The sequence below is a fragment of the Nocardia sp. NPDC049526 genome, from assembly GCF_044465765.1.
GTDB lineage: Bacteria > Actinomycetota > Actinomycetes > Mycobacteriales > Mycobacteriaceae > Nocardia.
Genome location: NZ_JBITMA010000003.1, coordinates 487,870 through 510,593, shown reverse-complemented (window position 1 = coordinate 510,593; position 22,724 = coordinate 487,870). Strand labels below are relative to the sequence as shown.

Here is a 22,724-nt window from a genome sequence, read left to right as displayed (position 1 = left end):
TGCTGCGGGCGTCGGACTTACGTCAGGGTGATCGCCTGCGCGATCAGCACGATGTACAGCGTCAGGATGAACAGGACGGCCGGGAGCACCGGATAGTCCGGCTTGCTGCCGCGCACGAACTTCACTGCTCCCCAGATGGGAAGCAGTAAGAGCACCAACGGAATCCACGCGAGCACCGCTTGCGCTGATGGGTGCGTCCATGGTTGGACCAGGGCGATGTCGGTGACGGCGGCGATGGCGGCGCACAGCAGCCCGAGCGCGGTGCTCCCGGTCGCGCCGAGGGTATTGGAGTAGAAGTGCTCGTCGGCGCGTGGCGTACGAGATGTCTTGCGAGCGAATTCGAATTGCAGGAACGCGCCCGCGAAGATCAGAGCGACGGCCGCGGTCCTCCAGATGGCGCGGACTTCGCCGGTGTCGGCGGCAGAGAGGACGACATAGGCGGTGACCAGGAGTTGGACCGGATAGGTGACGGCCAGATTCGCCAGAATATCGGTTCGGATGGTCGCCGACAGGCGCTCGAGACCCCACAGCGCCAGGCCGTAGGCGAGGACTGCGGCGATCATGAGCGCGGAGACCACCGAGAGCGTCAGGCTGGCGGCGATCGCACCGACGGCGATGACGGCCATGGCGGCACGCAGTTCGGTGGCGGAGATAGCGCCGGTGACCAACGGGCGGTCCGGATTGTGCACGCGGTCGTAGTCGAGGTCCTTCTGCTCGTCGACCATACGCAGATACAGCAGGACGAACGCGACGACGACAATGCGCGAAACGGTGGACCCGGCCGGATGCCAGGCCGAATCCGGTTGTGACACAAGGGCCGCAGTGCCCTCCAACGCAAGCACCCAGAGCACGCCGTACAGGACGTAGTGCGGTTTGTACATAACCGCAGTGAAGCGGACGACGCGGACGACGGAATCGAGCAGACCGGAGGACGACGTCCCGGCGACGTCGCTCATGCCTCGGTCCACCGATCCCACATGGTCACCTCCGCGGCAGGCGTGCGCCGCAAGCCCGGACCCCGAGTGCCGGGCAGCAGATGCGCGACCGGCAGCATGGCGACCTGGGTGACCTGCTCGAACGGAATCCCGAGCAGGTCGGCGATGTCGCGCTCATAGGCCAGATGCGCGGTGGTCATGGTTGAGCCGAGCCCACGTTCGTGCAGCGCGAGCATGAAGTTCCAGACCGCCGGGTAGATCGAGCCGTAGAAACTGGCCAGCAGCAGCGGCGAGGCATTCGCGGGCGGGCGACCGAGGGAGCACACGATGACCAGCGCGGACACCTCGTGCAGATGCGCCGCGAGATGCTGCCCGGAGGCCAGATCACCGAGTTGGTCCGGGCGGGGTGTGCGCGCGGAAAGGTAAGCGGCGAAACCCTTTCGGTAGTACTCGGCGATCTGCTGTTTGGTCGCCGGATCCTCGACGACCAGGAATCGCCACGGCTGACGATTCGTGCCGCTCGGCGCGTGCACCGCGATGTCCAGACAGTCCAGCAGGTCCTGGCGCGCGACCGGACGGGTCAGGTCGAGGCGGCGGCGGAAGGCGCGGGTGGTGGTCAGCAGGTCGGTGCCCGCGAACTCCTCGCCCATCAGACTCCTTCGGGATCGGCCTCGGAAACCAGTGCGTCCTCGGCGAATTCGAGATCGATCTGGGCGGCCACGGCATCGGCCTGGAGGATCTCGCAGTGGATGACGGTGTTACCTGCCCCTTGGCCGGTGATCTCCGCGGTGCATTCCGCAGGCAGGTCGAGCTCGACGAATCGGTCGAAAGTACTTGCCACACATTCGAGTTGGGGCAGATCGCGCACGACCATCGACAATGCGGTCTGACGGCAGGCCTCGATGAGCAGGCTGCCGGGCACATGGTCGAGCTGGTGGTCGAAAAGGAACGGATGGCCGAGATCGGGTACCAGCCGTGCCCGTGCGATCGCACCGTTGCGCACCGGCGTGCCGATCACGACATTGCGCCAGTTCTCCCGGCCCACCGCGGCGGGTGCGGCGCGTTCGGTGAGTGCCGAGGCACCGCGAAACTCGCCGAGCCCCAGGCTGTCCCGGAATCCGCTGCGCAGCGCCGACCACTGTCGTGCGGTCACCCAGGAGAAGGATCCGTCGACCGTCAGCATCGGCTCGCCGTCGGATTCGATCTCGAGCACCATATCGAGACCCTGCAGCACACCACCGCGCTGATGGCGCTGCGGAACTCGCACATGCATCACCAGATCGGCGGGCGCGGTGCGCACCTCCCAGGCGGCGGTGTCGGATCCGGTGCCGTTGAAAGTGCGAACCACGAAGGCCATTTCGTTCGGCACTCCGTAGAACTTGTGCGTCAATGCGATGGCGGCCTGCCGGGCCGCCTCCATGACCACCAGCGGATCATGGCGCACCGCGAGCGATCCGGCGTGATCGCCGTAATACGCGTGCATTCTGGGTAGTTGGGCTCCGGCGACGAAGGTGTGCTCGCCCACGGTGTCCAATGAGGTGACGAACACCTCGGAGACCGCGCATCGGTGTGCGAGTTCCCGGGAGATCGTGCGGGTATGGCTCGCCGTCTGTACGGCGGCCGCGTCTGTGGTCACGTTCGACCCTCCAACCATTCTTCGGCGGACACCGGCCGCAACGTCTGCGACGCGGTGCCGGTCCGCATGGGAAGTACATAGGATCCGAGTACGATCGCCGACCACGGATCCAGCTCCTGGCCATCGGCCCAGGCCTGATACAGCAACTGCGCGCAGTCCGCATCCGAGGCCGGATCGAAGCCGGATGGGGCCGACCTACCGCCCAGTGCCGAATCGTGTAGCACCCGGTCGAGCGCGTCTGCCCGATCGAAGCTGCGCGCGGGTGCGCGCGCATACAGTTCCTCGGCGATCGCGACCGCGTCCGCCGCGCGGTCCGCACCGGTGCAGGCTTGTGCGATCACCGCTTCCCGGCTCCATTCGTCCAGGTAGATAGCGAGTTCCCGCAGGACGTCGGCGGGATCGTCGGGCGAATGCACCAGGTTCAGCAGGTAGTTGTGACGGCCGAGCAGATACCGCAGCTCACCGGGGCGGCGCTTGCGCGGATCGGTGGCGCCCTTCGCCTCGGTCAGCCGCACCGGTACGGGCAATTCGCCGTCGGGCGCGTGCACGACGAGTACGAGCACATCCGAGATGGCGACCAGCAGATCGGCCAGGCGGCGGCGTTCGGGGGAGGCGATATTCCACGCGAAGTACCACAGTGCGCGAGCCAGATGCCGGTCGACCGGAACGCGGAACGCGCTGACAACCCGAAAACTGTTGTCGGCCAACCAATTCAGTGTCGGCTCGACGGAACGCGCGACAATCGCGTCCGGCTTGAGCAGCAACAGCGAATGCTCCCTGGCGAATTTAGCCGCGTCGACGCCGAGTCGATCGAGTTGGTCCACCGATTCCTGGACGTAGGTGTCGGGGACGTAAGCGTCGACCTTCTGCGGCGACGGCGTCAGCGCGCTCAGCAATTCCCGCAACGACTCACTCATGGGCCGCTCCGTCGAAGTCGTTGCCGGCCAGGATGTCCGCTATCGAGGGCAGCGGCATGCCGAGGTATCCCGATTCCAGGCAGTAGTCCAGTAGTACCCGCAGATACTCCTTGCCGCTGGCCGGGGACGGCTTGCCGAGCAGCACGTCGGCGTGCGCGGTGTCGAATACCAGCCGCCGCCGGAAATAGCTGGTGTAGAGCGAACCGATGCGGCGGTAGTACTCGCGCTCGATCGGCTCGAGATCGTCCTCGGCGAAGGTCCCTTCCGGCACGAAGGTGGCGACCTCGAACGACGGGTATTCGGCGAGCACGTCGGAGACCTCGCGCAGCGAGAGGGTGTCGCGACCGAGCGCGTGCAGCGTGCGGTTCACTGCGGAGTCGAAATCCAGGACGGCTGCGGCGATTACATCGGCGACATGGTCGACCGGCGCCAGCGAGAGGGTCGCGTCGTAGCGGCCGGGCAACGAGCGCAGCTTGCCCTCGACCATGAGTTTCACGACCGTGTAGAGGTTCTTGTACTCCCGAATCGTGCCGGTGTCGCTCGCTCCGGTCACGATGCCGGGCCGCACGATCGCCCACGGCAGGCCCTGCTCCCCGGCCGCCCGCACCAGCTTTTCGGCGCGAAACTTGCTGTCCTCGTAGCCATTTCCGAAGGTTTGACCGGCGTCGAGTTCGTCCTCGGTGATAGTGCCGCCGCGCATGCCGCAGACATAAGCGGTGCTGACGTGCACGAGCGGCACCTCCCACTCGCGTGCCAGCGCGATGGCATTCGCGGTGCCGACCACATTGAGTTCCTCGTAGTCAGCTGCCGATGCGTCGAATGCCGTTGTGGCCGCGCAGTGCACGATGATGCCGACCCGCTCGGCCAGATCCTCGGTATCGCGCTCGGACAGGCCCAATCCGGGCAACCGCACGTCACCCGCGACGGCGGTACCGGCCTCGATCAGGGTGCCGTCATTGCGCACGATGGTCGAATTACTGTGCAGGACAGCGGCAACCGGCCGACTCGCGGCCGCGAGCCTGGCGACGACCTCGGCACCGACCAGTCCGGCCGCACCGGTCACCAGGACGGTATCGCCGGAGCTCATAGTGGAACCCCGCCAGCCGCCGAACTGCCCGAGACCAAGGCGATCACCGCATCGACCCGGCGCACGCCCACCAGTTTCTCGGGCCGGTAGCGCGGCAGTTCGAACGCACGCTCGAGGACGACGGTGAGTTCCATCAGACGCAGTGAATCGAAGCCGAGATCCTCCACGAGGCGGTGCTCGTCGGACAACTCCGCGGGTGGTTCCGGGGCCATGGCCAGGACGATCCGGCGCACCTTATCGGCAGTCGTAGTGCCGGCCACCGCCGTCATGACGACTCTCCTTCCCGCAGATGCGGTTGTTGGCCACCGGATGCCAGCAGATCGCGGGCCTCGTCCAGGGGCAGGTCGGTATTCAGATACCCGGCGATGCGCAGCCAGTCGTAACCGATCGCCAGCGTGCGCCGCCACTGCTCACGTGAATCGAAGGAGGCCGGGAATCCCGTTGTCATCTCCGCCCCCGCCGCGACCCATCGGACCAGTGTGACGAAATCGTCCAGCACCGCGAGACCCGCGAGAGTATCTCCGCCCGCCCCGATTATCTCCGAGAAACGGACCCGCCGTGCCGATTCCAGCTGCGTCAGCAGATCGTCACGACGCAGGGCGTGGTTCGGCAACAGCCGCCGCAGAGTCTGGGCGGGCGCGACGTCGGCGGGCAGTGAGTGAATCCCGAATGCGGACAACAGGACACGGACCGCCATGGCGATGAGCCGATGTGCGGCGATATCGGCGACCGCACCCTGGGAGTTCTTGACCGCACCGGCCAGGTCCTCTCTGGCGTTCTCCAGGACGACATTCGACCACACCAGATTCAGCGCGCATTCGGTGAATCTGGTTGCGGGCAGGGGTGACAGCGTCGCGATCACATCGTCGCGGGCGGCACCGGTCAGGCCGAGGGCGGGTGCGGCCGCGTAGGGCACCGGGGTGTACGGCTTGACCGGCTTGCACATCGCCAGCGCGGGCTCGATGAGTTCGGCACCGCGCCACTGCAATCCGACCAGACCGAGCCCGAGGAACTCGAGCAGATCCTCGGCGATGTCATGTTCCGCGCGGCCGAGAACGTCACGTAGCGAATGCCGGAAAACCACCGAACGCCAGGCACGGGCCGCGCTGTCCGAGAGTGCGAAAACGTCGCGGTCGTCCCGGATCACGTGGATGCGGCCGCCGATCGTCCAGGTGGTGACTCCCGGTCGGCGTGCGAACAGGATCTGGTGCGGATCATCGGCGATCTCGGGCACGCCGAGCGCCGCCGCCAGCTCCCGAACCTGTTCCCACGCGACCTGTTCGGCCGGCGCGGTGAGGCTGTTGAAGCGATCGATGAGCACATCGGTTCCGATGCGGTCGAGTTGGTTCGGCAGCCACTTGGTTTCCAGGTAGCTTTCGCCCTTGCGGGCGGCCCAGCCCTTCATCGCCTGGAGCAGTCCATCGCGCGCCCAGTCGGCCGCCTCGGTCTCGGCGTGCAGGGCCCGCAGCGCGACCGCGTAGCGCAGCGCCTGTGTCGCGCGCCGAGTCCACCAGTCGGCCACGAGCGCGGTGAAGCTCGAATGCGGCAGCAGTGCACGCAATTCCGCGACGTTCGATTCCCCGGACCGGACCACGGTCGCGCGCAGGAATCGCTGACACCGGTTGAGCAGGTCCTCGTCGATCTTGTCCGAACCACTCGCCGCCAGCTCCAGCTGATTGCGCAGCTGCGCCTCGGACCGCGTCCGCACCTCCACGCGCCGACCATCGATGAACAACACCGTCGGGAGAGTCGGCAACTCGTCGTCACCAGGGGCGACAACCAGGAAGTCGACATCGGATCCGGCATTGCCGAAGCCCTCCGCCAGCGAACCCTCGAACAGCACGGCCGAATCACGCGGTACCGCAACACTTTCCAATGCCCGATCGAGCAACTGTCGCACTCGTTCGGCAGGCAGCGCAGGCTCGGGCACGGCATCGTCGGTACCCGGGAGGTCCGTGTGCAGCTCCGATTCGATGGTGCCATCGGCCGCGTGCACCACCGCGCCCGCCAACGCGCCGTCCGCGAACAGCTGCCACATATGCCGACGCCGCGGTTTGCCGCTCGAGGTGCGGCGGATGATGCCGCGCGGGCCGGTCACGATGTTCACCGTCTGCGCGGGCCCGAGTTCGCCGCGAATGATTCTGCGCGCCTCGGCAATCCATTCTCCCGGTGCCGATTCGGCGAACAGCGCGATGCCTTGGGCACCGGCCTCGGTGATCGCGACGGCGGCGAGTTTGCCCTTGGTGATTCCGGTCTCCTGGGCCACCCGGGATTCGATGTCCTCCATGAACACCGACCGGCCGCGGACCTTCAGGCTCGAACCCATCCGGCCGAGTACGAAAACCTCCCCGTTGTGCAGGAATCCGGCATCGCCGGTGAACAGCACCCGCTCGACGATCCGCGTGGACGAACCGGCGGTCGGTTCGCCGGAGTAACCCAGCGCTACCGAATCCCCGACGACGATCATCTCGCCGAGAGTGCCGTCGGGCAGTTCCCGACCGTCTTCGTCGACCACCCGCACGGTCGATTCGGGCGTCGAGTAGCCGAGTCCGGTGATCCACCCGGAGCCCTCGACACGGTGGGTGTCGTCGAGTAACTCCTCGGCCGAGATCGTAATGGGTTGGCCGAAGCGAAGATTCGGATTGTCGAGCCGCAGTGCGGTGACCGGCCGGTTGCGCGCGGAAGAGGTCACCATCAGCGTGGCCTCGGCCAGACCATAGGCGAGGGTGTACGCGTTGGTCGAAAAGCCTTGTCTGCCAGCGAGTCCCGCGAAGGACTGAAGATCGGCCACCTCGACAGGCTCGGAACCGACGGCCAGCGTTCGCCAGCCGGACAGATCCAGATCCGCGATCTCCTCCGGCGCGACGCGATGCGCCACATAACCGAGCGCGAACGACGGCGACGGCGTGTGCTGTGCGTGCGACATGGCGCGCAGCCAGCGCGCGGGATCACGGACGAACTGGTCCGGGCGCATCAGATACAGCTCGCCCTGATTGGTCACGGTGGTGAGGAATGCGCCGACCAGGCCCATATCGTGATAGAGCGGCAGCCAGGAAACCAAGGTTTCGCCGGGCCGCCAGTCGATCAGCGTCGAGATCATCGAAATGTTGTTGGCCAGATTGTGCCAGCTGACCCGCACCCCGCGCGGCGTTCCGGTGGACCCGGAGGTGAATTGCAGTAGCGCGCATTCATCGGGCTCGCCGAATTCGCGCTCCGTCGGCGCGGGACCCAGATTCGCGGCATCGATCACCAGCGGTTCGTCCGTGCGGCCCGCGGCCTCGGACGCTTTGCGCACCAACTGCTCGAACTCGATCGAGGTCACCACCAATCGCGGCCGGGCCTGCTCCAGAATGGCCGCGATATGGGCGATGATCTGGTCGAGGTCGCCGAACATCGGCGGCGCGACCGGGGTGAAGACCCCACCGCAGGCCCAAACCGCGTAAAATGCTGCGGCACAGGGGAATCCAGTCGGCATAATCACACATGCGCCATCGCCGCTGCCCATACCGTGTTCGCGCATGCGCGCCGCGATCGACCAGCTCAGCTCCGCGAGATCGTGATAGCTGCGGTACTCCCAGCCGTCGGCCTCGTCGGCCAGATGGATCCCGGCGTCGGGCGCCGGATCGGCCAGCCAATTGCGAACTGCGGCAACGTCTTTATCCGGCTTCATCCCGCAGCTCTCCTCCCGACAGCACGGTAACGGTACCGTTCGTGCCGTCGACCCGTATTCCCATACCAGAACGTATCTTCTTGGTCAGGTCCTTGACTTGGACCACCGTCGGTACTCCCAACTCCCGTGCCACGATCGCGACATGGGTGAGGGGGCTGCCACGCTCGATCACCAACGCCGACGCCGAGGGCAGCGCGGCCACCCAACCCGGATCGGTGCGGTATGCCACCAGAATGCCGCCCGCCACGTCGCGTGGCTCGTCGACGACCACCGCGGCGCCCTCGACGATTCCCGACGCCGAGGGCGTGCCGGGCAGTACGGTGCCGACGGTCGCGGCCGGGGTTTCGGTGACCGGCACCCAGCCCTGGCGCGCGAGCTCCGCGCGCCCGAAGGTCGGCCCCGAGGTCACGAAGCGGGCCGGGGCGACCAGCTCGGCATCCCTGGCGCGCTGGGCTTTCCGAGCCGCGACCAGATCGCGCAGTCCGCCGCCGGCGACTGCTTGCGGGTCGCTCGAAACCGCACTGTCGTCGTAGCAGCCGCGCAACTCCTGGACGGTCAGCGCGAAGACATCGTCGAATTCGTCGATGACGCCGCGCGCGACTAGATCTCGGCCCATTACCCGGATCATCCGCTTGACCATGCCGAAGGCCCTGGTGCGGCAGAACCGCAGCCGCTCCCGATGCGCGGCGCACCGATTCACCTTGCCGCGCAGGCGTTCATAGATCCGCCGCCGGAAGCCGCGCAGATTGGCGTCGAGGTATTCGTCGGCCTCCGCACTGCGGCTGTGCTGCGCCGCCTCCCCGACGCGGCCGATCGCGCTGCGCAGCATGATGAACAGGCTCGCGGGATCCTCGCGCAGATCAGGGGTTTCCAGCTTGAGCTCGTCCAGGCTGCGATAGCCGTAGCGATCGATGTAATTGTCGATCCGGTCGCGGAATTCGGTGCGGTCACCTACGGCGTCGTAAATCTGTTCCGGCGCAGTCGAATTGATCAACGAAACCAATTCGGGATCTTGGCGAACGAACTGCGCGAGCTCGGTCATGGCGCGGGCCGGTTCGGCGGATTCGACATCCGCGCCGGGGCCGACAACGGCGTACAGGAACCACTCCGGCGCCTTCGGCAGCAGCAGTTTGGTCAGCAGATACATCAGACCGGTGCAGGTCAACAGGATTGCGTCCAGGACCATCAGCGGACCCCAGCGCTCGACCAGGTCCCGGTCGACCTTACGATAAGCCGCGTAGGCCTGTTCGCCGGTCAGCGTGGAGTAGTCGAGCGCATCGTATTCGTCGTAGACGCGGTAGAAGTCGGTCATGAAGCGCTCGACCATATCGTCGATACCGAACAGCCGCCGCACATAGGTCACCGTGGTGATCGCACGCGACCGCAGCCGGGCCAGTGGCGTGCGGAAGGTGAACGGGCGCAGGGTCTTCGCGATCTCGTCGGGTAGCGGCTCGTCGACGCCGAGCGCGGCCTCCAGCACCTTTCGGTTCAACGGATACCCGGGTGCGATGCCCACCATCCGGTACCAGTGCAGCAGGTTGTAGTAGACCCGGCCGTGAAAGTAGCCGAGTAGCACCGGAGTCCAGCGATCGGTCTGGCGCAGTTGCGCGTCGGGCACCCGCAGCGATTTCACGTAACCGTGATACACACGGCCGTAGATGTCGGCGGCGGTCGTGTAGGTCAGCGGGGAGGTGATGCCGCTGAAACTCTCGATGATGTTGGAGTTGTCCCAGATTCGCTCGTCGCCGTCGTCGAGCTCCTCGCCGGCGCCGCGCAGTACCGCACCGCGCACCGGGCCGTCGGTGACCGCTGTGGTGATCGGCCGCGACTGCAGGAACCAGAGGCCGTCGGCATCGATGGCCCACTCGATGTCCTGTGGCGCACCGAAATCGGCCTCCAGCTTGCGTCCCCACTCCACCAATTCGGCCAGTTCTGCATCGGTGAGCACGGCGCTCTCGCGACGCTGCGGCTCGACCTCGAGCACCGCGCAGCCCTGGTCCCCCGCGGGTGCATAGCTCCGATCCTTGTCCCCCACAGTCGTTTCCAGCACCGTGCCGGAGGATTTTTCGACCACGACCGAATCGGCGTCCACCGCACCCGACACCAACCCCTCGCCGAGCCCGTACACCGCACTGACGACCAATTCGTCTGCGGCGCCGCTGATCGGGTTCGCGGTGAACATCACTCCGCTGGACCGCGCATCTATAAGACGTTGCAGGACAACGGCTATGGAGTCGGCGCGCGGCTGTCCGTGCGCGAAGGCATAGCGGATGGACCGTTCCGAGAATGCCGAGGCCCAGCAGTCGCGCACACGCGCCGCGACCGCATCGACGCCGTTGACATTGAGGAACGAATCGAATTGGCCCGCATAGGACTGGCCGGGACCGTCCTCGACGACCGCCGACGATCGGACCGCGATCGCACCCGCCCCCAGGCAGCCGTAAGCATCGGCGATCAGTTCGAGGACCGGCTGCGGCAGTGGCGCATCGACGATCGCGGCGCGCAGTTCCGCACCGGCGGCCAGCGCCGAATCCAGATCGTCCGATGATGTGACATTCAACACAATAGTCGCCAAATCGGCGTCCGTGGCGGCCTCGATAAGGAACCGGTCGAAGACGTCGGTGCCGAGCACCGCCCAGTCGGGGACCCGGAAGCCACCATTGTGCAAGGTGCACAACCCACGCGCTTTACCCCCGCCTAGCGCGGCAAATGTCGCCGAGTCGGTCCACGGTCCGAGTACCTGCAAGACTTTTCTCCCATCACCCCCGTTCACCGCACCGGAGCAGGCGCTCCGGCACAACAAGGCAGTGCAAACCGAAGGGGCTGTCTGGATATATCCGAGATTTGCTTTCGACGTTAGCCCGCAAACCTTGGGTACTGCTTGGTAAAGACTTGGTTCGAACGCCTCGAGGCACCAGTAAGCTGACCGTTTCGAGCGACCTGCAAGCAGTCGCTAGCGGCGCGATGACGTTCGTGGGTTGTTAAGGAGTGATTCGGCGTGGGTTGGACCTTCACCCCGGACGAGTTCGCCCATATCTGGCGCGAGACCGAAGTGGACCGTCACCCGTATCCGCTGCGCATTCTCGAGACTCCGCGAACCGAGGCCGAGGCCGACAAATTGCGCGCAAAGCTGGCGGAGCGACTACCGCCGCGCAGCGATCCGGACCTATCGGCGTGCCTGCGGATCATGGCCGCACCGCAGACCAGGATCGTGGCGATCGGCGGCGGACATGGTCCCGGCACCGAGATCCGGCTGCTGGCCTGCGCGATCTACGACCGCGCCGTCCTCGCCATCCAGGAACCCGGTTCCGGACCGGATTTCGGTGGACGCGTACGACTTTCGATCGGACTCAGTGCCAAGCTCGGCGCGCGGATCGCGGCATTGCTGCCCGCGGTCCCGGCCGGACACGAACCGGCGCGGGCGGCATCCGCCGATGCGATCCGCGACGACGAGACGGTGGTCGTATCGCAGCGAGCGGTGCCCTCGATCCGGCGGCTGCTGCTCAAGCCGCATACCGCCGAGGGGCATATCCGGATCGAGGGCCGGCTGAACCACCCGTCACCGCAGCCGCCGATCCACTACACCTGGATCGATGTCAAGGGCGACGGGCGCTATCTGATCAAGGCGGGCGATACCGTGCACATCGTGCCCGCCTCGGCCGAACAACTCGCAACGCAGCTGCAGAAACGTATTCCCGCGCAGGCCCGATAAGTCGTCACCGGCCGGAACTATTTCATCCGGAGGCATGGCTAACGGTTAGTCTGAGGCGGACCGACCGATCCCCGGGGGTGTGGTTCATGACGATCGAGAGCAGCCGAGCCGATATTGCCCGCTTCAAACAGGAGGCACAGGCGGGCACCGTGAAGTTCGATCCGGACGCGGCGCGACGTTGCGCCGAAATGTACGACAACCAGGCCGACCGACTCATCTATCTACGCCAACGCCTCGAATCGGTGGGCGAGCTGGACGGCTTCGGCGGATTCGTCTCCGCACAGCAGTTGGAGGCCGGATTCGCGCACAAGGCCCGCGACGCCGCCACCCTGCTCGACCACTACATCGAAGCCGCCTACCGCATGAAGGAGGCATTCCTGATCAGCGGCGGGTTATTCGAGGAGGCCGATGCCGCGAACGCCGCGGCGCTGCGGGCGATCGAAACGCGGGTGCCGCGATGAGTGGTGATGCCGCGCAAGGCGGCTGTCGCGCGCCCGGTAGGACTCAGCGCGCTGTTCAGATGGCGTGGTCGAGCGTCGCCGAGGCATCTGTGCAGGATGGCTCTCACGCGCCGGATCGGCGAATCCGGGCACAGCGCATTACGCGAAAGGCGTCGGCGAGCGTCGGCGAGGCATACGCGCAGGATGGCTCCCACGCACCCGATGGGCCAATCAGGATGCCCGGTGGGCGAATCCGAACACAGCGCACTATGCGAAAGGCGTCGGCGAGCGTCGGCGAGGCATACGCGCAGGATGGCTCCCACGCACCCGATGGGCCAATCAGGATGCCCGGTGGGCGAATCCGGACACAGCGCATTGTGCGAAAGGCGTGGTCGAGCGTCGGCGAGGCATACGCGCAGGATGGCTCTCACGCGCCCGATGGGCGAATCAGGTTGCCCGGTGGGCGAATCCGGACACAGCGCATTACACGGAAGGCGCGGTCGAGCGTCGGCGAGGCATGCGCGCCGGGTCGTTTTCGGGCGCCTGGTTGGCAAGGCAGGACACAGCGCGTTGTGCGAATGGCGTGGCCGCGCATCGGCGAGGGTGGCTGCCGGGCGGGGCAGGATATGGCGCGCCACGGGATGGCGGGGACGAGCGTCAGCGAGGCGCGGCGATGAGCGGTAATGATCCCGATTACATCAGCTCGATGGAGCATTTCGAGTCGATGAAGCATGAGGACATCTACGCCAAGACCCAGCAGATCGACGCCGCGCAGATCCTCAACGCATCGGTCACGTGGCTGGAAGTCGCGGGGACGCTGGCCAGTTCGTTTCCATTGACTCGAGCCGGCTCGGATCGGGTAATGAATTCGATGGCATGGGAGGGCGCCGCCGCCGAAGCCGCCTATGCGAGTGCCCGCAGCTACGCCGCTTCCGCCGATGAACTCGCCGCGATCATGGGACAGGTCGGCACCCGCCTCGGCGCGGTGGCCGCGGCCGCCGAAGCCGTGAAGATCGCCGTTGTCCCACCGGGCAATTCGGGCCCGATCGGCACCATAGCCCGACTGCTCGAAGCCGCCCATGTGATCAATGCGCAAATGGCGGAAGAGGCGCTGCGCCAAGAAGCCGTCCTCGCCATGAACATGATCTACAAACCCGCCTACCAAATGGCAGGCACCGCCGTCCCCGCCCTCCCCACGCCCCCTGCCTTACCCGGCACACCAGGCGCGACACCGTCGGTACCCCGACAGTCGGCCACCCCCGAACCAGCTCAGCCCGGCGCACAGCTCCCCGAAACCGCGCCCGCCACCCCGGAATCCCAAGCACCACAGCCGAACCTCTCTCCGGAACCCGAAACACCACCACAACCCACCCCAACCCCGGGTACTCCGGCACCATCCACGCCAGAATCCCAAGCACCGCAACCAAACCCGGGACCCAGCACCCCGTCGCCGACACCAGCGCCGTCTACGCCGGAATCGACGGCGCCGCAACCAACTCCGGACCCGGCACCCATCCCGGCTCCCACCACCCCCGAACCGGTACCCGTGCCCTCCACGCCGGAATCACAAGCGCCGCAACCAACTCCGGACCCGTCGACACCGGCACCCACCACTCCAGCCCCTGGAACCCCTGATTCCCAGGCACCACAGCCCACCCCGGCTCCACCTCCCCAACCTGCCCCTGACTCGCCGGCACCTACCACGCCGGAATCGCCGGCGCCGCAACCAAACCCAGCGCACCCGACACCGGAATCCCAGGCGCCACAGCCCACTCCGTCCCCACAGCCGCAGCCTGCCCCGACGCCGGAACCTTCAACCCAACAAGCACCCCCGCCGGCCCCACCCCAACAGGCGCCCCCAACGCAGGAGACCCAACCTCCAGCACCCCCACCCGCACCCCCGGCCCCCGTCCCGTCGCAACCAACCCCTGCCCTCCCCGACCCCGGCGGCCAGCCCGGCATCACCGGCCCCATCCCCGACCAAACCGGCCCATCCCAACCCCCACCGACCACCAACCAACCCGGCGTCATCCCAACCCCCGAGGGTAGTCAGCGATGAGCTCCCATCAGCATCGAGTCAACGAGCACGGCCTGCCGACCTGATGGTCATCGACAGCTCTCCGCGGTCGTCGCCATGTCGAACAACGAACCTGAAGCGGACCCGTTTCGAAGCAGCAATCGAAAACCTCTGCCCTTCAAAGGCAACGACTTCCCACGCACCGACATCGCCGCGGTCCAATTTCCAAAGGTCGACAGGAAAGGCCATTCGTCGGCGGGAAGGATCGGAACCAGGCTCTACACCTTGACCAGGTCGTCGGCGTGGATTACCGGGCGTTGCATGGTGTCCGGCAGTTCGGTGGTGGAGCGGCCGAGCATGCCGGATAGTTCGGCGCTGTCGTATTCGACCACGCCGCGGGCGACTATGCGGTTGTCGGGGGCGATGAGGTCGACTACGTCGCCGCCGTGGAAGCGGCCGCGGACGCCGGTGATGCCCGCGGCGAGCAGGGAGCGACGGCGGTGGGCGACGGCTTGGACGGCGCCCTCGTCGATGAGGATGGCGCCGCGGCTGTCGGCGGCGTGGCGGACCCAGAATTTGCGGGCGGAGAGGCGGACCGGGCGGGCGGCGAAGGCCGTGCCGACGGTGCCCGCGCTGAGCGCGATATCGGCCTCGGTGGCGGCGGCGAGCAGGACGGGGACGCCCGCGTCGGCGGCCAGCCGGGCCGCGGAGAGTTTGGAGGCCATACCGCCGGTGCCGAGTGCACCGCCGCTGCCCGCGATGACGCCGTCGAGGTCGGCGCTGCTGCGGACCTCGGGGATGAAGTTGGCGGCGCCTTTGCGCGGGTCGCCGTCGTAGAGGCCCTCGACATCGGAGAGCAGCACCAGCGCGTCCGCGCCGACCAGATGGGCGACCAGCGCGGCGAGCCGGTCATTGTCGCCGAAGCGGATCTCTTCCGTTGCGACAGTGTCGTTTTCGTTCACCACAGCGACCGCGCCGAGCGAGCGCAACCGATCCAGGGTGCGCTGCGCGTTGCGGTGATGCTCGCGCCGGGAGAAGTCGTCAGCGCTCAACAGCACCTGCCCGACCGTCCGCCCGAACCGCGCGAACGAGGTCCCCCACGCATGCGCCAATGCCAACTGACCGACGCTGGCGGCGGCTTGCTTGGTTGCCAGATCCCTTGGGCGACTTGTCAATCCTAGCGGCGCGATACCCGCACCGATCGCACCGGATGACACCACGACCACATCCGATCCGGCCCGCATCCGCGCCTCCACCGCGTCGGCCAGCCGATCCAGTCGCGCCACATCGAGACCGCCCTTAAGGCTGGTCAGCGCCGAAGACCCGATCTTCACCACCACACTGCGCGCCGAAGCAATCGCCGTCCTGGCCTCACTCAGCCCGGACTGCGACATCACCTCGGCCATCCCCGGACTCACCTGCATCGCAACCGAACTCCCTGTACCACAACAGAACTCGTCGTACCCGCCAGTCCAGCCGAGGCCGCCGGGCGCAACATTGCATCCCGAACGGACTGGCCGCCATCGAATTCCGACACTCGCCGGATGGGCGAACCGAACCGCAGCGCTCGCCGAAACGCCGTGCCAGACCCCGGCGCACACCACAAGCCCACGGCGTTCACGTTATTCCTCGTCGTCCTTGACCAGACCACGGCGCACCCGCGACGCGTGTTTGCGCTCGGCGGCACTGATCCGTTCGTTCTGCTCCAGGCGGATATCGGTGCCGCGGCCGGTGGGCACCATATCCACACCTGCGGAGATCTGCGGCTCCCAATCGAACGTGACATCGCCGATGGTGACCGGCGCCCCGGGCTCAGCGCCCTGCTTCACCAGTTCGTCTTCGACACCGAGGCGGGCCAGACGGTCGGCGAGGTAGCCGACGGCTTCGTCGTTGTCGAACTGGGTCTGGCGCACCCAACGCTCCGGCTGCGGCCCGCGCACGATGAAGCCACCCGGCTCCTCGGGATCGGCGATCACGCTGAAGCCGGACTCGTTCACCGCGATCGGGCGGATCACCGGACGCTTCGGCGCGGCCTTCGGATGCGCGGTCCGATACTGCTCGACCATCTCGGCGAGCGCAAAGGTCAAGGGACGCAGGCCCGCCCGGCTCACCGCCGAGATCTCGAAGACCGGCCAGCCACGTGCGGTGAATTCGGGCGTGACCATCTCCGCCAACTCGGCGGCATCGGGCACATCGACCTTGTTCAGGATCACCACCCGCGGCCGATCGGCCAGATCACCGAGTCCGGTATCGGCATCCAGAGCCGGTTGGTAGGCGGCGAGTTCGGCCTCGAGCGCATCGACATCGGAGACCGGATCGCGTCCCGGCTCGAGGGTCGCACAGTCGACGACGTGCGCGAGCACCGCGCAGCGCTCCAGATGCCGCAAGAAATCCAGCCCGAGCCCGCGCCCCTCGCTCGCACCCGGGATCAGACCGGGCACATCGGCGATGGTGAAGGTGGTGTCACCGCTGGAGACGACACCGAGATTGGGCACCAGCGTGGTGAACGGGTAGTCCGCGATCTTCGGCTTGGCGGCCGAGAGCACCGACACCAGCGAGGACTTACCCGCCGACGGGAACCCGACGAGCCCCACATCCGCGACGGACTTCAGCTCGAGGACGAGATCGCCTTCTTCGCCGTCCTCGCCCAGCAGCGCGAAACCGGGCGCCTTGCGCGCCTTGGAGGCCAGCGCGGCATTGCCGAGTCCGCCACGTCCGCCACGGGCCACGATGAACTTATTGCCCGAACCGACCAGATCGACGAGTACCTTGCCGTCGTCGTCGAGCACCACGGTTCCGTCGGGCACCTTCAGCACCAGATCAGTGCCCTGCTTACCGTCGCGGTTGCTGCCCTCGCCCGGCTTGCCGTTGCTCGCCTTGGCATGCGGATGAAAGTGGAAATCCAGCAGGGTGTGCACATTCGGGTCGACCTCGAGGATCACATCCCCGCCGCGGCCGCCATTGCCGCCGTCCGGTCCGCCGAGCGGCATGAACTTCTCGCGGCGCACGGAAGCGCAGCCATGACCACCCTTGCCCGCACGCACGTGCAATACGACACGGTCGATGAATTTGGACATGTCCGAATCATCCTCCTCGGTGGTAGCCGTAGCGACTGCTTGCAGGTCGCTCGAAAGGACCTGTGTTGTGGGAACGCGATCTTTCGAGAACGCGAAAAGCGGGCCAGGGAATGCACCCTGACCCGCTCAGCTTTTCCGGAATTGGCTAGAGGCGGTCAGGCCTCGGCCGGCTCCGGAACAACGATGTTGACGGTCTTGCGGCCACGCTTGGTGCCGAACTCGACCTTGCCCGCCGCCAGGGCGAACAGGGTGTCGTCGCCGCCACGGCCGACAAGCACACCGGGGTGGAAGTGCGTGCCACGCTGGCGAACCAGGATCTCTCCCGCCGAAACGGTCTGGCCACCGAAACGCTTGACGCCGAGTCGCTGGGCATTCGAGTCGCGACCGTTGCGGGAGCTGGATGCACCCTTCTTATGTGCCATTTCTGAACTCCTGTGAAGTAATTCGAGAAAGCGCGGAGGCTTACTTGATGCCGGTGACCTTGAGGACCGTCAGCGGCTGACGGTGACCCTGACGCTTGTGGTAGCCGGTCTTGTTCTTGAACTTGTGGATGCGGATCTTCGGGCCCTTGGTGTGCTCGACGACCTCGGCGGCCACGGAAACCTTGGCCAGCTTGTCCGCATCGGTGGTCAGCTCGGCGCCGTTCACCACGAGAACCGGGGCCAGCGCCACGGACGAACCCGGCGCACCCTCGATCTTCTCGACCTTCACCAGGTCACCGACCGCGACCTTGTACTGCTTTCCGCCGGTCTTGACGATCGCGTACGTTGCCATCGGTCGGCTGCCCTTCTTCCTGTAAAGCGCGCGGCTCGTGCTCGCGCGGCTGCGTGCTCCCGCCCGGATGACTCCGGCTGGAAACCACAGCACTCTGGTCTGGTAGTCACCGCCGCCTCAGCAACCTGATGGCTCTCGGCTTCGAGCCGAGTCACAAACACAGCGCGGATAAGCGCTGTCGCCGGGCAGCGACTGTCCAAGATTACAGGACGGGTACCACCCCGACCAAACCGGTGCCCGCGAAAGGCAGGACCCCCGTCGCGGAATGCGGCGGGGGTCCCAGGTTTTCGATCCGATCGTGGCAATCAGTTCGCGTCGTCCACCGGAGGTCCGGCGGGACGACCGACGGCCCGGCGGCGCGGCTTGCGCGTCGGCACCACGACCGGCACATCCGCCGTGTAGTCCACGACAGGCCCTGCCGGCCCCTGATCCGCCGTCGGCAGCACGAAGACCGCTCCGGCGCTGTCGGCGGCCGGTGCGGCGGCCGAACGCGCGACGCGACGTCTGCGGCCGGTCGAACGGGGTGCGGCGGATTCGGGCACACCGTTGGACGATGCCGCAACCGGCTCTACCGCGGGCTCCGTGGGTTCATCGGCAACGGGCGCCGAAGCCGCGGCAGCGACCGGCGCGACGACCTCCTCGGCTGCGGGCGCGACGACCTCCTCGGCCACCACTTCCGCCTCTGCGACCTCCCCGGCTACGGCCTCCGCGGCTTCCTCGGCGACCGCCGCGACGGACTCGGAGACGACGACCTCCTCGACCGGAGCCTCATCGCTTACGGCGACGACATCCGCAACGGCTGCTGCCACCGCAACGTCCTCGAGGTCCGCGACATCTTCCGTGTGCTCTTCCTCCGACTGATGCGCCGCCATTGCCAATGCCACCGGATGCGCACGCTTGACCGCGATCTCCGCCTCGTCTTCGACAGCATGCGCGGTGCCATTGCCGGCCGCGGCGGGCGCACTCGCCGCCGCACCCTTGTCCCGGCCACGCCGCCGCCGCGAGCCGGTCTCCCGGCTGCCGCGCGTGCTGTCCTCGGCACCGGTGAGCTCCACCGGGTAGGTGTGCACGACGATGCCCCGACCATGGCAGTGCTCACAGGTCGTCGAGAACGCCTCGACCAGACCGGTGCCGAGCTTCTTGCGGGTCATCTGCACCAGGCCGAGCGAGGTCACCTCGGAGACCTGGTGGCGGGTGCGGTCGCGGCCCAATGCCTCGGTCAGCCTGCGCAGCACCAGATCCCGGTTCGACTCCAGCACCATGTCGATGAAGTCGACAACGATCATGCCGCCGATATCGCGCAGCCGCATCTGGCGCACGATCTCCTCGGCCGCCTCCAGGTTGTTCCTGGTGACCGTCTCTTCCAGATTGCTGCCGCCCGCACCGGTGAACTTGCCGGTATTGACGTCGATGACGGTCATCGCCTCGGTCCGGTCGATCACCAGGGTGCCGCCCGAGGGCAGCCACACCTTGCGATCGAGCGCCTTGGCGAGCTGTTCATCGATCCGATAGGTCTCGAAGACGTCGACACCGTTGTTCTCGTGCCGGGAGACCCGGGCGAGCATGTCCGGCGCGACCGTGCGGATGTAGTTCTCGACGGTGCTCCAGGACCGCTCACCCTCGATGACCAACTTGGAGAAGTCCTCGTTGAACAGGTCGCGGATGACCTTGACCAGCAGGTCCGGCTCTTCGTACAGCGTCTTGGGCCCGCCGTTGTCCTTGGTCCCCGCGGCCTTCTCGATGGTGCGCCAGGTGGCCTGCAGCCGCTCGACGTCGCGGGCCAGTTCGGCCTCGCTGACACCTTCCGACGCGGTGCGGATGATCACTCCGGCATCGGCGGGCACGATATCGCGCAGGATCTCCTTGAGCCGCTTGCGCTCGGTATCGGGCAACTTGCGGCTGATGCCGGTGGACGAACCGCCGGGCACGTACACCAGGAAGCGTCCGGCCAGGCTGATCTGGGTGGTCAGCCGGGCGCCCTTGTGCCCGACCGGATCCTTCGAGACCTGGACCAGCACCTGATCGCCGGGCTTGAGCGCCTGCTCGATCTTGCGCTCCTTACCGCCGAGACCGGCGGCCTCCCAGTTCACCTCACCGGCGTAGAGCACACCATTGCGGCCTCGGCCGATGTCGACGAATGCCGCCTCCATCGAGGGCAGCACATTCTGCACCTTGCCGAGGTAGACATTGCCGACCATCGACGCCGAGCCGGTATTGGTGACGAAGTGCTCGACCAGGATGTTGTCCTCGAGCACGGCGACCTGGGTCGCGGTCGGGTGCTCCGGGAAGGTCTTCTCGCGCACGACCATGACCCGGTCCACCGCCTCGCGGCGGGCCAGGAACTCCGACTCGGTCAGAATCGGCGGGCGACGGCGACCGGCCTCACGACCGTCACGCCGACGCTGCCGCTTGGCTTCGAGCCGGGTCGAGCCGGTAATGCCCTGCACCTCGTCGACGGTGGCGCGGCTGCGGCTCTTATTGCGCGGCTCACGCTCGTGCACGACGGTATTCGGCGGGTCGTCATCGGAGACGCTCTCGCTATCGGCGCCATCCCCCGCCACCTTGCGGCGACGACGGCGACGGCGACGGCGGCTCGACCCCTCCGGCACACCGGATTCGTCGTCCTCGGTCTCGGTGTCGTCGCCGGGCTCGGCTTCGGCCTCGCTCTTGACCGCGGCCTGATCGTCCTCGGCGCTCTCGTCGGTGGCTTCGGTGTCGTCGCCCTCGGATTCGGCGTCGGTGTGCTGTTCACCCCGGCCCCGCCCCCGGCCCCGACGGCCACGCCGACGACGACGCGGCTGATCCGCCTCGCCCTGCTGTTCGGTGGATTCGTCCTCGGTGGTTTCGGGCTCTTCCTCGACGGTTTCGACCGCGGCTTCCTCGGCGCGACGGCTGTCGCGCTCGACCCGACGCTTTCGACGCGCCTCCTCGGCGGCCCCCGCGTCCGGCGGCAGGAACAGCGGTGCGGCAACCGAGGCTGCGGCCTCGAAGACGACCGGCGTCGCTACATGCTGCTCTTGCGGAACCGAATGGGTGAACAACTGCACCGACGGCTGATGCGCCGCAGGCTGCTCCCCTGATGGCAGCGATTCGGACTGGTCGATCGCCTCGTCCGGCGCGGAAAAAATGGGTCCCCGCTCGGGCTTGGCCGCAACCGGCTCGGGCTCCGCGGCAACCGGCTCAGGCGCCGGCGGCTCGGGCTCGGCCGCAACCGGCTCTTGCACGGCGGTCTCGGGCGCCTCGGGTTCGACGACCTCCGATTCCACCGTGCCGAGCGCATCGCGGACAGATTCCGCTACCGCTCGATCGACATTCGATTGCGCACTACGTGCGTCGGCACCCAACTCGGCGAGCTTGGCCAGGATGCGTTTGCTGGTTACCCCCAGCCGCTTGGCAAGCGCGTGAACTCGGATTCGCTCCGGCAATTGTTCGGCATCCTGTGATGTTGTTGTCAGCGGCTCTTGATCGGCCACGAAGTCTCCTCGGGTCCCCGGGCGCGTCCCTCCTGGCAGGAGTGACGCGGCCGACGCGGGGGCACTGTCCGTTCACCTCACGCGGTTGGCGCAAGGTCAAGTGGTCTCGCCCCGCGTGTCCGGTTAACACCCATGGTTTTCGTCGGTCGGGCTAACTGGTCACGCGGCGCCTGGCTGTTGGCTGAACTCCACGGCGCGAGCGCTCATCCAGCGTGCCGACGCGAACCTCCGGCCCCAGCAACAGGCCAGCTGTTCGTAGCAGCGATGATCGGCATCGAACCGCAGTGTCATCCGGTTACCGTCCGGCACCGATCGTCCGCGTACCTGCGCGAACAGTCGGTATCGTCAGCAACCACTGCCAGTATCCCACACAGTGCGGCGACGTCTCGCCATCGCCGCACGACTTCGCCTCGCCGGCGCTCGGCTACGCCCCGCGGCGATGCCGGCTGCGCTATCTGTTCGCGCAGCTCACGCCCTTCGCCTCGCGGCGATGCCAGCTGCGCTGTCTGTTCGCGCAGCTCGCGCCTCGAGGCCCTACATACATCAGGCCGGGAACTCGGGAAACCAGAGAGCGATTTCCCGCTTGGCCGATTCCGGCGAATCGGAGCCGTGCACCAGGTTCTCCTGGGTCTCCAGCGCCAGGTCGCCGCGAATGCTGCCGGGGACGGCCTTCTCGACCGGATCGGTCCCGCCGGCAATCTGACGGAACGCCGCAATGGCGCGCGGACCCTCCAGGATGGCCGCGACGACCGGGCCGGAGGTGATGAACTCGATCAAGGAACCGAAGAACGGCTTCTCGGCATGTTCGGCGTAGTGGCCACGCGCCAACTCGTCGGATACCTGCTTCAGCTCCAAGGCGGCGATCTTCAGCCCCTTGCGCTCGATCCGGGCCAGCACCTCACCGACGAGGCCACGGGCCACACCGTCCGGCTTGATGAGTACCAACGTCTGCTCAGTCACGGCGAACAGCCTAATGGGCGATACCC

At 67.0% G+C, this 22,724-nt stretch carries 17 protein-coding genes; 3 read left to right on the top strand and 14 right to left on the bottom strand.

The features are described from left to right. Nucleotides 1-17: 17 nt before the first annotated feature. Genes ACIBW7_RS11840 through ACIBW7_RS11805 form a run of 8 tightly spaced genes read right to left on the bottom strand, consistent with a single transcriptional unit; the run spans nucleotide 18 to nucleotide 10,991 of the window. Nucleotides 18-956: a hypothetical protein gene (locus tag ACIBW7_RS11840; protein WP_397046239.1), complete on the bottom strand. Its 939-nt coding sequence runs from the start codon at nucleotides 954-956 to the stop codon at nucleotides 18-20. Then, the gene (locus tag ACIBW7_RS11835; protein ID WP_397046238.1) at nucleotides 953-1,585 is read right to left on the bottom strand and encodes a nitroreductase family protein; all 633 of its coding nucleotides are present in this window, start codon (nucleotides 1,583-1,585) and stop codon (nucleotides 953-955) included. The genes ACIBW7_RS11840 and ACIBW7_RS11835 overlap by 4 nt, the downstream gene beginning before the upstream one ends. Then, nucleotides 1,585-2,571 carry a ScbA/BarX family gamma-butyrolactone biosynthesis protein gene (locus ACIBW7_RS11830; protein ID WP_397046237.1) on the bottom strand — a complete coding sequence of 329 codons (987 nt, stop codon included), beginning with the start codon at nucleotides 2,569-2,571 and terminating at the stop codon, nucleotides 1,585-1,587. Before ACIBW7_RS11830 ends, ACIBW7_RS11835 begins: the two co-directional genes overlap by 1 nt. Further along, nucleotides 2,568-3,488, bottom strand: a complete 921-nt coding sequence (locus ACIBW7_RS11825; protein WP_397046236.1) for a nucleoside-diphosphate kinase — start codon at nucleotides 3,486-3,488, stop codon at nucleotides 2,568-2,570. The genes ACIBW7_RS11830 and ACIBW7_RS11825 overlap by 4 nt, the downstream gene beginning before the upstream one ends. Beyond that, a complete protein-coding gene (locus ACIBW7_RS11820) occupies nucleotides 3,481-4,575 on the bottom strand; it encodes an SDR family oxidoreductase (RefSeq protein ID WP_397046235.1) in 1,095 nt (364 codons plus the stop codon). Before ACIBW7_RS11820 ends, ACIBW7_RS11825 begins: the two co-directional genes overlap by 8 nt. Then, nucleotides 4,572-4,844: an acyl carrier protein gene (locus ACIBW7_RS11815; RefSeq protein WP_397046234.1), complete on the bottom strand. Its 273-nt coding sequence runs from the start codon at nucleotides 4,842-4,844 to the stop codon at nucleotides 4,572-4,574. Before ACIBW7_RS11815 ends, ACIBW7_RS11820 begins: the two co-directional genes overlap by 4 nt. Further along, complete coding sequence (locus tag ACIBW7_RS11810) at nucleotides 4,841-8,245, bottom strand: AMP-binding protein (protein ID WP_397046233.1); 3,405 nt, start codon at nucleotides 8,243-8,245, stop codon at nucleotides 4,841-4,843. The genes ACIBW7_RS11815 and ACIBW7_RS11810 overlap by 4 nt, the downstream gene beginning before the upstream one ends. Then, nucleotides 8,232-10,991: a phosphoenolpyruvate synthase gene (locus ACIBW7_RS11805; RefSeq protein WP_397046232.1), complete on the bottom strand. Its 2,760-nt coding sequence runs from the start codon at nucleotides 10,989-10,991 to the stop codon at nucleotides 8,232-8,234. Before ACIBW7_RS11805 ends, ACIBW7_RS11810 begins: the two co-directional genes overlap by 14 nt. A 252-nt stretch (nucleotides 10,992-11,243) precedes the next feature. Between ACIBW7_RS11805 and ACIBW7_RS11800 the strand changes: the two genes are divergently transcribed. The 3 genes from ACIBW7_RS11800 (at nucleotide 11,244) to ACIBW7_RS11790 (ending at nucleotide 14,456) form a co-directional block, all read left to right on the top strand. After that, the gene (locus ACIBW7_RS11800) at nucleotides 11,244-11,957 is read left to right on the top strand and encodes an ESX secretion-associated protein EspG (RefSeq protein WP_397046231.1); all 714 of its coding nucleotides are present in this window, start codon (nucleotides 11,244-11,246) and stop codon (nucleotides 11,955-11,957) included. Between the two features lie 86 nt (nucleotides 11,958-12,043). Further along, the gene (locus ACIBW7_RS11795; protein WP_397046230.1) at nucleotides 12,044-12,418 is read left to right on the top strand and encodes a hypothetical protein; all 375 of its coding nucleotides are present in this window, start codon (nucleotides 12,044-12,046) and stop codon (nucleotides 12,416-12,418) included. 652 nt (nucleotides 12,419-13,070) lie between these two features. Continuing rightward, nucleotides 13,071-14,456, top strand: a complete 1,386-nt coding sequence (locus tag ACIBW7_RS11790; RefSeq protein ID WP_397046229.1) for a hypothetical protein — start codon at nucleotides 13,071-13,073, stop codon at nucleotides 14,454-14,456. A 236-nt stretch (nucleotides 14,457-14,692) separates the two neighbouring features. On the opposite strand, the gene proB is transcribed toward ACIBW7_RS11790, so the two are convergent. The 6 genes from proB to ndk form a co-directional block, all read right to left on the bottom strand. Continuing rightward, complete coding sequence (gene proB / locus ACIBW7_RS11785; RefSeq protein ID WP_397046552.1) at nucleotides 14,693-15,808, bottom strand: glutamate 5-kinase; 1,116 nt, start codon at nucleotides 15,806-15,808, stop codon at nucleotides 14,693-14,695. A gap of 228 nt (nucleotides 15,809-16,036) precedes the next feature. Continuing rightward, nucleotides 16,037-17,491: a GTPase ObgE gene (gene obgE / locus ACIBW7_RS11780; protein ID WP_397046228.1), complete on the bottom strand. Its 1,455-nt coding sequence runs from the start codon at nucleotides 17,489-17,491 to the stop codon at nucleotides 16,037-16,039. A 155-nt stretch (nucleotides 17,492-17,646) separates the two neighbouring features. Beyond that, nucleotides 17,647-17,913, bottom strand: coding sequence for a 50S ribosomal protein L27 (rpmA, locus tag ACIBW7_RS11775; RefSeq protein ID WP_063047669.1), 267 nt, complete (start codon nucleotides 17,911-17,913; stop codon nucleotides 17,647-17,649). A gap of 40 nt (nucleotides 17,914-17,953) precedes the next feature. Continuing rightward, complete coding sequence (gene rplU, locus ACIBW7_RS11770) at nucleotides 17,954-18,265, bottom strand: 50S ribosomal protein L21 (RefSeq protein ID WP_040687720.1); 312 nt, start codon at nucleotides 18,263-18,265, stop codon at nucleotides 17,954-17,956. A gap of 305 nt (nucleotides 18,266-18,570) precedes the next feature. Then, nucleotides 18,571-21,738: a translation initiation factor IF-2 N-terminal domain-containing protein gene (locus tag ACIBW7_RS11765; protein WP_397046227.1), complete on the bottom strand. Its 3,168-nt coding sequence runs from the start codon at nucleotides 21,736-21,738 to the stop codon at nucleotides 18,571-18,573. A gap of 543 nt (nucleotides 21,739-22,281) precedes the next feature. Continuing rightward, nucleotides 22,282-22,698 carry a nucleoside-diphosphate kinase gene (gene ndk / locus ACIBW7_RS11760; protein WP_327096241.1) on the bottom strand — a complete coding sequence of 139 codons (417 nt, stop codon included), beginning with the start codon at nucleotides 22,696-22,698 and terminating at the stop codon, nucleotides 22,282-22,284. Nucleotides 22,699-22,724: the final 26 nt, after the last annotated feature.

What these genes read in the sequence shown, in the direction of transcription:
- ACIBW7_RS11840 (WP_397046239.1), bottom strand. Translation starts at nt 956, where the DNA reads ATGAGCGACGTCGCCGGGACGTCGTCCTCCGGTCTGCTCGATTCCGTC.
- ACIBW7_RS11835 (WP_397046238.1), bottom strand. Translation starts at nt 1,585, where the DNA reads ATGGGCGAGGAGTTCGCGGGCACCGACCTGCTGACCACCACCCGCGCC.
- ACIBW7_RS11825 (WP_397046236.1), bottom strand. Translation starts at nt 3,488, where the DNA reads ATGAGTGAGTCGTTGCGGGAATTGCTGAGCGCGCTGACGCCGTCGCCG.
- ACIBW7_RS11820 (WP_397046235.1), bottom strand. Translation starts at nt 4,575, where the DNA reads ATGAGCTCCGGCGATACCGTCCTGGTGACCGGTGCGGCCGGACTGGTC.
- ACIBW7_RS11815 (WP_397046234.1), bottom strand. Translation starts at nt 4,844, where the DNA reads ATGACGGCGGTGGCCGGCACTACGACTGCCGATAAGGTGCGCCGGATC.
- ACIBW7_RS11810 (WP_397046233.1), bottom strand. Translation starts at nt 8,245, where the DNA reads ATGAAGCCGGATAAAGACGTTGCCGCAGTTCGCAATTGGCTGGCCGAT.
- ACIBW7_RS11795 (WP_397046230.1), top strand. Translation starts at nt 12,044, where the DNA reads ATGACGATCGAGAGCAGCCGAGCCGATATTGCCCGCTTCAAACAGGAG.
- ACIBW7_RS11790 (WP_397046229.1), top strand. Translation starts at nt 13,071, where the DNA reads ATGAGCGGTAATGATCCCGATTACATCAGCTCGATGGAGCATTTCGAG.
- proB (WP_397046552.1), bottom strand. Translation starts at nt 15,808, where the DNA reads ATGTCGCAGTCCGGGCTGAGTGAGGCCAGGACGGCGATTGCTTCGGCG.
- obgE (WP_397046228.1), bottom strand. Translation starts at nt 17,491, where the DNA reads ATGTCCAAATTCATCGACCGTGTCGTATTGCACGTGCGTGCGGGCAAG.
- rpmA (WP_063047669.1), bottom strand. Translation starts at nt 17,913, where the DNA reads ATGGCACATAAGAAGGGTGCATCCAGCTCCCGCAACGGTCGCGACTCG.
- rplU (WP_040687720.1), bottom strand. Translation starts at nt 18,265, where the DNA reads ATGGCAACGTACGCGATCGTCAAGACCGGCGGAAAGCAGTACAAGGTC.